The sequence below is a fragment of the Rhodococcus sp. YL-1 genome, assembly GCF_001942025.1.
Taxonomy (GTDB): domain Bacteria; phylum Actinomycetota; class Actinomycetes; order Mycobacteriales; family Mycobacteriaceae; genus Rhodococcus_F; species Rhodococcus_F qingshengii.
The window spans coordinates 990,940-1,002,198 of the sequence record NZ_CP017299.1; the positions used below are offsets into that span (position 1 = coordinate 990,940).

Annotated in this window: 10 protein-coding genes; 4 read left to right on the forward strand and 6 right to left on the reverse strand. The window is 63.8% G+C overall.

The features are described from left to right. Window positions 1-39 precede the first annotated feature (39 nt). Both BH682_RS04680 and BH682_RS36310 read right to left on the reverse strand, forming a co-directional pair. On the reverse strand, window positions 40-1,503 hold the full coding sequence (locus BH682_RS04680) for an alpha,alpha-trehalose-phosphate synthase (UDP-forming) (protein ID WP_085989962.1): 1,464 nt from the start codon (window positions 1,501-1,503) through the stop codon (window positions 40-42). Window positions 1,504-1,606: 103 nt separating this feature from the next. Then, window positions 1,607-1,780, reverse strand: a complete 174-nt coding sequence (locus BH682_RS36310; protein ID WP_164490548.1) for a hypothetical protein — start codon at window positions 1,778-1,780, stop codon at window positions 1,607-1,609. A gap of 156 nt (window positions 1,781-1,936) precedes the next feature. Here BH682_RS36310 and BH682_RS04685 point away from each other — a divergent pair, with 156 nt between their 5' ends. Together BH682_RS04685 and BH682_RS04690 are read left to right on the forward strand one after the other, a co-directional pair. Then, window positions 1,937-3,691, forward strand: a complete 1,755-nt coding sequence (locus tag BH682_RS04685; protein WP_080726624.1) for an ABC transporter ATP-binding protein — start codon at window positions 1,937-1,939, stop codon at window positions 3,689-3,691. 11 nt (window positions 3,692-3,702) lie between these two features. Further along, a complete protein-coding gene (locus BH682_RS04690; protein WP_411561096.1) occupies window positions 3,703-5,490 on the forward strand; it encodes an ABC transporter ATP-binding protein in 1,788 nt (595 codons plus the stop codon). A gap of 44 nt (window positions 5,491-5,534) precedes the next feature. On the opposite strand, the gene BH682_RS04695 is transcribed toward BH682_RS04690, so the two are convergent. Then, entirely contained in the window at window positions 5,535-6,470 is a 936-nt protein-coding gene (locus BH682_RS04695; RefSeq protein ID WP_007734348.1) for a methionyl-tRNA formyltransferase, read from the reverse strand. A gap of 110 nt (window positions 6,471-6,580) precedes the next feature. Between BH682_RS04695 and BH682_RS04700 the strand changes: the two genes are divergently transcribed. Next, window positions 6,581-7,384: an alpha/beta fold hydrolase gene (locus BH682_RS04700; protein ID WP_003945829.1), complete on the forward strand. Its 804-nt coding sequence runs from the start codon at window positions 6,581-6,583 to the stop codon at window positions 7,382-7,384. Between the two features lie 59 nt (window positions 7,385-7,443). Here the strand turns inward: BH682_RS04700 and BH682_RS04705 are convergent, their stop codons facing one another. The 3 genes from BH682_RS04705 to BH682_RS04715 all read right to left on the reverse strand — a co-directional run bounded on the left by BH682_RS04705 (window position 7,444) and on the right by BH682_RS04715 (window position 10,465). Continuing rightward, window positions 7,444-7,713, reverse strand: coding sequence for a metal-sensitive transcriptional regulator (locus BH682_RS04705; protein WP_007734349.1), 270 nt, complete (start codon window positions 7,711-7,713; stop codon window positions 7,444-7,446). Window positions 7,714-7,803: 90 nt separating this feature from the next. After that, a complete protein-coding gene (locus BH682_RS04710) occupies window positions 7,804-8,214 on the reverse strand; it encodes a DUF302 domain-containing protein (protein ID WP_003945447.1) in 411 nt (136 codons plus the stop codon). Window positions 8,215-8,317: 103 nt separating this feature from the next. Beyond that, window positions 8,318-10,465 carry an MMPL family transporter gene (locus BH682_RS04715; protein WP_073512094.1) on the reverse strand — a complete coding sequence of 716 codons (2,148 nt, stop codon included), beginning with the start codon at window positions 10,463-10,465 and terminating at the stop codon, window positions 8,318-8,320. Between the two features lie 143 nt (window positions 10,466-10,608). Here BH682_RS04715 and BH682_RS04720 point away from each other — a divergent pair, with 143 nt between their 5' ends. Beyond that, entirely contained in the window at window positions 10,609-11,193 is a 585-nt protein-coding gene (locus tag BH682_RS04720; protein WP_003945672.1) for a class I SAM-dependent methyltransferase, read from the forward strand. The last annotated feature ends 66 nt before the right edge of the window (window positions 11,194-11,259 follow it).

Genomic DNA, 11,259 nt, shown 5'->3' on the forward strand with positions numbered 1-11,259 from the left:
AGATTCACTCTCCGCGGCCCCAGCCTTTGTGCACTGTCCTCAGTGGTCTTGTGCTTCGGCCGGGGCGATCAGCGCCGGGCCTGCGGCACCGCCGTGTGCGAGCGCGTCGAGGAACGAGCGCGCCCAGCGGTCGACGTCGTGCGTCAGGACCTGACGACGTAGCGCACGCATGTGGCGCCGGCCGTCCTCGCGCGGTTGATTGAGGGCCTTCTCCATCGAATCCTTGACGTCGTCGAGGTCGTGGGGATTGCACAGAAATGCCTGGCGGAGTTCTGCTGCGGCACCGGTGAATTCGCTGAGCAGCAATGCACCACCCAGATCGCTTCGGCAGGCGACGTACTCCTTGGCGACGAGGTTCATGCCGTCACGCAGCGGCGTGACGAGCATGAGATCGGCGGCGACGAAGAACGCGACCAGTTCGTCGCGTGGGATCGGCCGATGGATGTAATGGACGACGGGGCGGCCGACTTCGCTGAACTCGCCGTTGATTCGGGAGACCTTCTGCTCGATGTCTCCGCGCATCTGTACGTAGCTTTCGACGCGTTCGCGGCTCGGGGTCGCCAACTGCACCATGACGGTGTCGGCGGGGTCGATGCGCTTCTCCATGAGAAGTTCGTGGAGCGCAGCGAGCCTGACGTCGATGCCTTTGGTGTAGTCGAGGCGGTCGACGCCCAGCATGATGTGCTTGGGGTTTCCGAGTTCTTTGCGAATCTGCTTGGCGCGGTCTCGAATTGCCTTGGTGCGCGAGAGCTCGTCGAGCTTGCCGGAGTCGATGGAGATAGGGAAGGCGCCGACGCGGACGCTACGGAAACCTACTTGCACCACACCGAGTTTGGAGCGGACGCCGACGGTTCCACGTGAAGTCTGTTGCCCGGCAAGGCGTCTGGCCAGGTACAGGAAGTTCTGTGCGCCACCCGGAAGGTGGAAGCCGATGAGGTCGGCGCCGAGGAGGCCTTCGACGATCTCGGTGCGCCACGGCATCTGCATGAACAGCTCGACCGGGGGAAACGGAATGTGCAGGAAGAAGCCGATGGTCAGGTCGGGGCGCAGCATCCGCAGCATCTTCGGTACCAACTGCAGCTGGTAGTCCTGGATCCAGACTGTCGCGCCCTGTGCCGCTGCCTTGGAGGTGGCTTCGGCGAATCGCCGGTTCACCTCGACGTAGGCGTTCCACCATTCGCGGTGGTACTCGGGTTTGACGATGACGTCGTGATAGAGCGGCCAGAGGGTGGCGTTGGAGAATCCCTCGTAGTACTCGTTGATCTCCTCGGCGCTCAGCGGCACGGGGTAGAGCTCGAGTCCGTCTTCGACGATGGGGTCGAGCTCGGCGTCCGCCACCCCCGCCCAGCCCACCCACGCGCCCTGATTGCTGCGCAGGATCGGCTCGAGAGCGGTGACCAGTCCGCCGGGGCTTCGCTTCCAGCGGGTGGTGCCGTCGGGAAGCCGTTCCAAGTCGACGGGCAGGCGGTTCGCTACGACAACGAACTCAGCCTGCCCGGACACGGCTTCACCGGTCGAAGAAGCAGGTGCGCTGTCAGAAAGGGTTGAACTGGTCGAATCCGGACTGACAGGCACGTGGTTCCTTCTCGGTCGGTGAGGGAAAGATTCAGTCGAGCTTGGCGGCGGGGGAGATACCGAGCATCGAGAGCAGCATCCTGCACTCGTCGGCATCTTCCGCGTAGGCAGCGACGACGCGCTGTGCCTGACGAGCAGTTTCGTCCGCTACGGGCTCGAGGTCCTCGTCCGCGATCTCGGTTTCGACGGTCGTGTTCTCAGCCATCATGTTCCTCTCGTGCTTGCCTGCACGGCGCAAGCAATGGTTCTTACTCGCGACTCTATGAGAACTGGGCGTGTCGACGCTAGTTGCTCATGTATTAGGGTCGACTTACTTATCCCTGTACTCAACTTTATCGCTTCCATCGATGCTTGGAGTTCCATGAGTTCGACCCCCTCGAGTGTGACCGTCGACTCGGACGAGCCGGATAGTGGCAATCACAGCGGTGCTGCGATTTTGCGACGTGTCCTCGTCCGTAACCGTGGCCCGCTCGCCATCGGCACGGTTCTGGTCTGTCTGCACCAACTGACCGAGACGGCGGTGCCGATCTCCATCGGTGTGATCATCGACCGTGCGGTGGAGACTTCGGACACCACGGCCCTGATCGTCTCCATCGTCGGTCTCGCGGCTCTGTTTCTCGTTCTGACGGCCGCGTGGCGCTTCGGCGCACGCTTCATCGTCACCGCGATGCAGCAGGAGGCTCATCGCCTCCGGCTCGAGGTGGCGCACCGCGTCCTCGATCCGCGTGGGGTGCGCACCGATCTGCGTTCGGGTGAATTGCTGACAGTCTCGACATCCGATGCCGAGCAGACTTCGTGGATCGCGGACATCGTCCCGCGCGCCGCTGCGGCCCTGACAGCTGCGGTGGCGTCGGCGGTGGCGTTGGTGTGGATCGACCTCTGGCTGGGGCTGGCCGTTCTGATCGGAACGCCGGTCATTCTCGGTCTGCTGCAGTTGGCGGCGCCTCTCATCACGTCGAGGGCCACCGGCCAGCAGGCGTCGATCGCTCGGGCGTCGGCGATGGCTACGGATCTGGTCAGCGGATTGCGTCCGCTGCGCGGTATCGGCGGCGAGAAGACCGCGTCGGCGCGCTACCGCACGGTCAGCCGTCAAGCGCTCGCATCGACGATCGGCACGGCCAAGGCGACCGGTATCTACACCGGCGTTGCCGCGACCGTCAGTGCGTTGCTCGCGGTCGGTGTTGCGGGCTTCGCGGGATACTTCGCGTTGCAGGGCCGGATCACGGTCGGTGAACTGATCACCGTGGTGGGGCTTGCGCAGTTCATCATCGAACCGCTCGGCTTGCTTGCGTCCATTCCCGGATACTTCGCGGTGGCGCGAGCGTCGTCGGATCGACTGGCACTGGTCTTGGACGCGGAGCCACTGCGTGGCGCGGGTTCGCAGACCGAACTCGAAGGCACCGACCTGACTCTCGACGGAGTCGAGTACAAGTCGCTCAAGGGCATCGATCTGCATCTGCCTGCCGGAGAACTGCTGGGCGTCGTGGCTTACCAGCCGCAGGACGCCGATGCTCTTGTCGCGGTCCTGTCCGGTCAGCTGGCGCAGGACGCGTATCGCGGAGTGGTGAGGGTTGGCGGAATCAGCCTGTCCGACATGGACTTGCGATTGGCACGTCGGACGGTGTTGGTGGAGCCGCACATCACCGATCTGTTCTCCGGGTCGCTTGCGTCGAACGTCACCGCGGGCGCCGGTGATGGCGCTGCTCTCGACATCCAGAGCGCTCTGGTGGCGTCGGCAGCGGCGGATGTCGTCGATGCACATCCGGACGGTCTCGACCTCGAAGTGACCGATCGGGGCGCCAGTTTGTCGGGAGGCCAGCGGCAACGCGTCGCCCTCGCGCGCGCCTTGGTGGCACAGGCACCCGTGATGGTCCTGCACGATCCGACGACGGCGGTGGACGCGGTGACCGAGGCGTCGATCGCCGAAGGAATCGCAGAACTGCGGCACGAGGGTGCCAGTGGCATCCACACGACGGTATTGATCACCAGCAGCCCCGCCTTGCTGGCCGTGACGGATCGGGTGATCGTGTTGAACGACGGAGTGATCGCCTCGATCGGCACACATTCCGAACTCTCTCGCGGCGACGCGAACTACCGAGGAGCGGTGCTGCGGTGACGGCCACGGACATGACAACCGAAATGCCGGCCGGGGAGAACGCCGAGAAGGTGACAGAGCGCGAGTTGTTGCCGATCGCGAGTGGTCGCCAGACCTGGAGGTGGTTGCGGGCGGCGTTGGCCGAACACCGGATGCAGAGCCTGCTGGTCCTGATCGTCGCGGCTTCGGCGTCGGCGATGGCCTTGGTGCCGATTTACGTATTCGGTGTCCTGGTCGACCGGGTCCGGGACAACGCGCCCACGTCGACGATCGTCGGGGTGGTCGTGATCATCGCCGCTGCCGCAATCGTGGGCGGTGTGTTGACCGGTGTGGCTGCCTATCTGATCAAGCGGCTCGGTGAGACGATCCTGGCGGATCTGCGAGAGCGGACCGTGGACCGGGCACTGCGACTGCCGATCCAGACCGTCGAGAAGGTCGGCAAGGGCGATCTGCTCTCGCGCGTCGGCGACGACGTGTCGGTTATCGCCAAGGCCGTGTCCGACGTGGTTCCCGGCATGATCGCGGCGGTTCTGCTCGTGGCTCTGAGCATGGTGACCATGCTCGGACTCGACTGGCGACTCGGTCTGGCCGGAATGGTCGCGCTGCCGATGTACGCGCTGGCGCTCAAGTGGTACCTGCCACGCTCGGCTCCCGTTTACGCAGCCGAGCGGGTAGCGATGGGCGCTCGTTCACAAGCGCTGATCAGCAGTCTCCAGGGTGCGAAGACGGTCCGTGCGTACAGCCTCGAGAAGGAACACCTCGGGCAGATCGATGCGGCGTCGGCAAAAGCGCGCGATCTGGCAGTCGGAGTGTTCGGCCTGTTCACGAGGTTCGCCGGTCGAGGTAACCGCGCCGAATTCGTGGGCCTGTCCATGATTCTCGTCGTCGGATTCCTGCTGGTCCGTGAGGACGTCGTGACAGTCGGCCAGACGACGACTGCTGCCCTGCTGTTCCACCGCCTGTTCAACCCGATCGGCTCACTGCTCTACACCTTCGACGAAGTGCAGTCGGCCGGCGCCAGCCTCGCGCGACTGGTCGGCGTCGTCGAGATCGAGGAAACGGAGCCTTCGACGGATGCAGGTTCCGTTCCGGCCGACGGTTCGCTGCGTCTGGATGACATTCGGCACAGCTACGACGGTGGTCATGAGGTTCTCCACGGAGTGAGCCTCACACTGCGAGCGGGGGAACGCGTGGCGCTCGTCGGTTCGACCGGAGCCGGAAAGACGACGCTCGCGGCGATCGCTGCCGGTTCGATCACTCCGACGTCGGGCCGGGTGTCGATCGGCGGTGTCCCGCTTGCCGACCTCGATGACCTACGACGCCACATCGCGATCGTGAGTCAGGAGGTTCATGTCTTTGCCGGACCTCTGATCGAGGATCTGAGATTGGCGGCTCCCGAATCCTCGGACGAGGACGTTGCCGCGGCACTGCGGACGGTCGGCGCGTACGAGTGGGTGGAGGCTCTCGACGAGGGAATGCTGACCGTCGTCGGCGAAGGCGGGCACGAGATGACGGCGGCGCAGGCGCAGCAGTTGGCTTTGGCGAGACTGGTGTTGGCCGATCCCGCCGTCGCCGTACTGGACGAGGCAACAGCGGAGGCGGGCAGCGCCGGAGCGCGGGAACTGGAAGCGACTGCCGACGCCGCTACGGAGGGCCGCACCACTCTGGTTGTCGCACACCGGCTTACGCAGGCTGCGGGCGCCGACCGAGTGATCGTGCTCGAACACGGTCAGATCGTAGAAGAAGGCCCGCACCGCGAACTGGTGTCCGCGGGCGGGCGTTACGCACAACTGTGGGCGGCCTGGGAAGGTCGCGACTGAGGGGTTTGTACTGGGTTTTGTACTGAGGGGGTCTGATCCGGCGATCAGGTGAGGTACCCGCCGCCGTGGGGGAAGAACTCGGCGGCGGTGTACTCGCTGCCGTCGTCGAGTCGGACGCGCTCGATCCGCAGTCCCTTGTTCTTGCCCGACCACGCGTCGGGGCCCGCGACGATCACCATGCCGTCGTCTTCCTGGATGAACACTCGGCCGGGGGTTCCGCCGTAGTGCCCGCGTGAGACGGACGCCTTCAGGATGCGGATGCGCTGGCCCTTGAACTCGGCGAAAGCGTTGGGGTACGGATCGGACTGTGCCCGGACGAAACGCTCGATGACCTCGGCGGGCCAGGACCAGTCGACGTGGCTGTCCTGCGGTGCGCGCTTGTGGAAGAACGTGGCCTGCGATCGGTCCTGCGGCGTCCAGTCGGTACGGCCGGACGCGATCAGATCCAGGGCGTCGAGTGTGATGGGGCCGATCATGTCGATCGTGCGGTGGAACAGATCGGTGACGGTGTCGGTCGGGCCGACCGTCGTCGAACGCTGCAGCACGATGTCGCCCGCATCGAGTTCCTCGTCCATCAGGTGCGCCGTGAGCCCGACTTCTTCTTCGCCGTTGATCAGAGCCCAGATGAGCGGGGAGAATCCCGTGTACTTGGGCAGCAGCGAATCGTGGATGTTGAGGGTGCCGTACTTGGGTGCGTCGAAGACCTCCGCAGGCAACCAGGTACGCCAGTTGTTGGCGACGATGATGTCGGGAGCTGCTTCGGCCAGCGCGGCTTTGAAGGCATCGTCAGGCTTGTTCGCCACGTGAACGGGTACACCGTTCTCGGCCGCCAGATCTGCAACCGAGTCCGCCCACATCTGTTCGTAGACGTGTTCGCTCTTCGGGTGTGTGATTGCCAGCACGACCTCGTGATCGGAGTCGATCAAGGCCTGCAGGGTACGGTGGCCCCAGGTTTGGTATCCGAGCGTAGCGACTCTCAACGGGGGTCCTCCTGGACGAGCATGGGCTGGGGTTGCGGTCACACGACCGCCCATCAGCTTAGGCTATCCAACCAAAATTGTTGATCACACGTACGAGGAGGAAGGCTGACATGACGGTCGCCACAATCAACGGAATCCCCATCAATTACCAGGTCAAGGGTGATGGAGATCTGGTGGTGCTCATCATGGGGACCGGCAGCCCCGGCCGCGTCTGGGATCTGCACCAGACCCCGGCGCTGGTGGCCGCCGGCTACCGAGTCTGCACCTTCGACAACCGCGGAATCGCACCGTCCGGCGAGAGCCTCGGCGGCATCACGATGCCCGACATGGTCGCAGACACCGCCGGACTGATCGAGCACCTCGGTGGCGGTCCGGCCCATGTCATCGGCACCTCGATGGGCGCCCGGGTGGCGCAGGAACTGACGCTCGCCAGGCCCGATCTGGTTCGCAAAGCAGTGTTCCTCGCCGGTCACGCCCGGATGGATCATTTCCAGCAGGTCCTGACCGAGGGTGAGCGCCAGTTGTTCGACAGTGGCGTCGCTCTGCCGGCCAAGTACCGTGCCGCAGTGACCGCGGTGATGAACCTCTCGCCGGCCACGCTGGCAGACGATCACTCGGCGCGCGACTGGATGGACATCTTCGAGTTCACCGGCGGCGCAACGTCACCGGGTGTTCGCGCGCAGCTCGGTATGGACCGCGCCTTCGATCGACGGGGTGCGTACAAGTCGATCATGCGCCCGTGCCTGTCCGTCGCTTTCGCCGACGACCGCATGATCCCGCCCTACCTCTCCCGCGAGGTGGCGGACTGCATCGCTACGGCGTCGTACGAAGAGATTCCCGACGCCGGGCACTACGGCTACCTCGAGCGTCCGGAGGCCGTGAACAAGGTGCTGATCGACTTCCTGGCGAAGTAGTTTTCCGCACGCGAGAAAGGGCCTGACCTGCTAACTGCAGGTCAGGCCCTTCTCATGTTTCAGGCCAGTGCCAGGAACAGCTTCTCGAGTTCGGCCTCGGTCATCGGTTCCTGACCTTCCGCGCTGTCACCGCTCAGGCATTCACGCAGCCCGGAAGCGACGATCTTGAACCCTGCTCGGTCCAGCGCCTTGGACACGGCGGCGAGTTGCGTGACGACGTCCTTGCAGTCGCGGCCGTTCTCGATCATCGAGATGACCCCGGCAAGTTGGCCGTGGGCACGACGCAGTCTGTTCAATACGAGCGCAATGCTCTCTTCGTCGCCGGTCATGGTGGCCCCTTCTCGAGTGTTCGTGCTGCGGTCAAGGGTACCCCTGGGGGCATGTCAATGCTTGATTCAGTGTTTGATCCGGCTGCGGTGTCAGATCAGCGAGTCGACGGCCGCGCGCAACTTGACGGCTGCGTCGGCTGCCACGGACTCGAGGCCGGGTTCGCCGGAAACCTGAACCATGAGAGCAGGATTCATCGCTTCGACGAAGAACGAATTCTCGGTAGTCGTATCTTCGCGGACGACGACGTTGCACGGCAGCAGGAGGCCGATCTGACGATCCACCGAAACTGCCCGATGGGCCAACGGTGGGTTACAGGCACCCAGGATCAGGTACTTTTCCATGTCCTCGTCCAGCTTCGCCTTGAGTGTTGCTTGCATGTCGATCTCGGTCAGGATGCCGAAGCCCTGCTCGGCGAGAGCGCCACGCGTGCGGGTGACGACGTCGTCGAAGGTTCCGGTGACCTTGGTTGCGATCGCTATCGGTTCTGTGGGTGTTGTCATTGCGCGCTCCTCGTCGTTGGCTGTCACTGTCGCCGGCTTTGATTTCTCTTGTCTCCATCATACCCCTGGGGGTATCAGTAGGACAGTGATGTCGGGTACACGATCAGCCATGCGAGAAGCTGATGTTCGGCAGGACGCGACGCAGCCATGCCGGCGCCCACCAGGCTGCCCGGCCGGTGAGGCGTAGGAGAACGGGCAGCAGCACCAAGCGGACGAGCACTGCGTCCAGGAGCACAGCTACGCCGAGGATGATGCCCATTTCCTTGGGTGGCAAGGGATCTGCGAGCGCAAAAGTGAAGAAGACCGCAACCATCACCGCTGCTGCCGCCGCAATGACCCGACCTGAATGCGCGAGGCCGTCGATGTGTGCGATCGCGGGGTCGCCTGTGCGTTCGTAGTGCTCCTTGGCACTCGAAAGCAGGAACACGGTGTAGTCCATCGCGATCGCAAAGATCATGGCGAAGAAGAAGACCGGACCCCACCCGTTGAGGAAACCCTGGGGGGTGAAGCCGAGTAGGCCTGCTCCGTGACCGTCCTGGAAGATCAGCTTCGCGATTCCGAATGCGGCCCCAGTGGACAGCAGGCTGACCAGCGTGCCGATCAAGGCGATCAAAGGCGCCTGGAGGGCGATCAGCAGCAACAGGAATCCGAGCGTCAGAATCACGACCACGACGATGGGAAGGTAGTCGTCGAGTGCCTGCTGAAGGTCGAGATTTTCGGCCGGAGCGCCGCCGACGAGCGCCGATTCCGGCAGTTGCGACCGAAGGTCGGCAAGGATGGTTTCCATCGCAGGATCTGACGGGTCGACGGTGGGAACTGCTTGCAGCATAACAAGATCGGACCCGTCGGCAGCTTGTTGCGCTGGGGTGACCATGGCCACGCCGTCAACGCTCATGGCAATACGTGAGGTGTCGGCTGCATCGTCGGCGGACGTGACGATCTGCAACATCCCCGGGGCGCCGTCCCCGAATTGCTGCTGCACCAGTTCATAGCCCTGGCGAACCGGGGCGTCCTCGGGAACCACGGCGATGGAGGGCATTGCCACCTTCAGTCCGAAGACCGGAACAACGAGTGCGATCAGGATGAGTAAGGCGCCGAAGCCGAATGGCCACGGGTGCTTGTGCAGCAATGATGCCCAACCTGCGAACATCGGGGAGCGGTGCTGCTGGCGCTTTGCATACGGTAGAGAACCGCCGTTGACCTTCGCGCCGATCCTGCCGAGCACGGCAGGCAACAGGGTGAGTGTTGCGGCGAGAACGAAGATCACAGCGAGCATGATTCCGACAGCCATCGTGCGTACGGCCGGGGCTGGAACGATGAGAACCGCAGACAAACTGACCAGAACTGTGAGGCCGGAAAGGACCACAGCCTTGCCGGCGGTGTCCATGGTTTGAGCCACGGCGGCCCTTGGATCCGGATCGGCTCGCAATGCATCCCGGAACCTTGCGACGAGGAAGAGTGCGTAGTCGATGCCCAGCGCGAGAGCGAACATCATCGCGAAGTTCATGGCCCACACGGAAATCGGCGTGATCTCGTTGAGGATTACAAGCCCGCCCGCCGAAGCGACCAGGCCCGCAAGCGTCAGCAGTAGTGGTAGACCCGCGGCAACCAGGGAGCCGAAGGCCAACACCATGATCGCGAGAGTGACGGGCCACGACATCATTTCGGCTTTGATCATGGCTTCGTGATTGGCCTTGTTGAAATCGCTCCACAACGCCGACGCACCCGTCGGGTACACCTCGATCGTGTCGGTGGACAAGCCCGTGAGCTTCTTGCCGAGTTCGTCTACCGCGCTGACCATCTCGTCGGTACTCGCGTTGGCGCCCGCGACCATGATGCCGGTATGTCCGTCCGGGCTGATGGTCATACCGGGCTGCGGGGCGATCACTTCGCCGAAGCGAGGGTCCGCGGAAAAGATTTCCGTTGCCGCGGCCAGGGTTTGCTGCATCGACGGATCCGTGATGGGTAGAGAATCCGAGTGAACGACCACCTGTACTGCGGCGGAGGAATTTCCACCGAAATGCTGCTCGGCCAACTCGCGAACTTGCACGGATTCGGATCCGTTTGCCTGCCAACCCGCGCCGGCCAGGGAGGTGAAGACGCTGGGTGCTGCGGCGCCGAGTGCGATCAACGCGATCAACCAGACGCCGACGACGAGGCGGGTGTGAGTCGCCATCGATCGACCGAGACGCGCAAGTATGCCGTCGGCTCGGGTGGGTGGGTCCGCGGTGACTGTTCTGGTCGCTGACATCTTCACTCCTGATACGGGTGGGGGTATTCCTGTCCGTCACCTGTATACCCCCAGGGGTATCGATCTGTCACATTCGAGGGTTCTCTATGCTGCTGGGGGCACCGTCCGATCTGAAACGGTGAAACGGATATGGGAGAGCAATCATGGACGCACGCGACTGGGACGAGCGATACCGAGCGGTGACGGAGCCATGGGGAGTCGACCCGGCGGGAACCGTCGCAACAAGAATTTCCGATCTGAGACCGGGCACCGCAATCGATCTGGCCTGCGGCGACGGCCGTCACGCGCGGTGGATGGCTGGGCAAGGTTGGTCGGTGACTGCGGTCGACTACTCGTCGGTGGCGATCGATCTGGCACGGGCGAGTGACGGGGACAAGGCTGTCGACTGGCAGGTCGGCGACGCGACCGAGTGGCAGCCGGAAGGGCTGGTCGACCTGGTGTTGGTCAGCTTTCTTCACCTCGAGGTCGACCATCTGGCCGCAACCTTGAAGCGCGTCGGGGAGTGGCTGACGCCCGGCGGACGGGTCCTCTATTTGGGGCATTCCATCGAGAACTTCCATCGTGGTGTGGGCGGTCCACCCGAACCGACCATTCTGCCCGGTATTTCCGATCTCGCTCGCGCTGCGGAGGGATCGAGGGTCTATGCCCTCGAACATGTCGTTCGGCCGCAGGACGGTAAGACGGCAATTGACGTTTTGCTCGAATTCGGTCCGTGGGAACAGGTCTGACCAGGGCGGGAGCGCACCTTCACGTTCCTGGGTAGCCTACCCTAAACTTGCGAGGGTGTTCGTCGT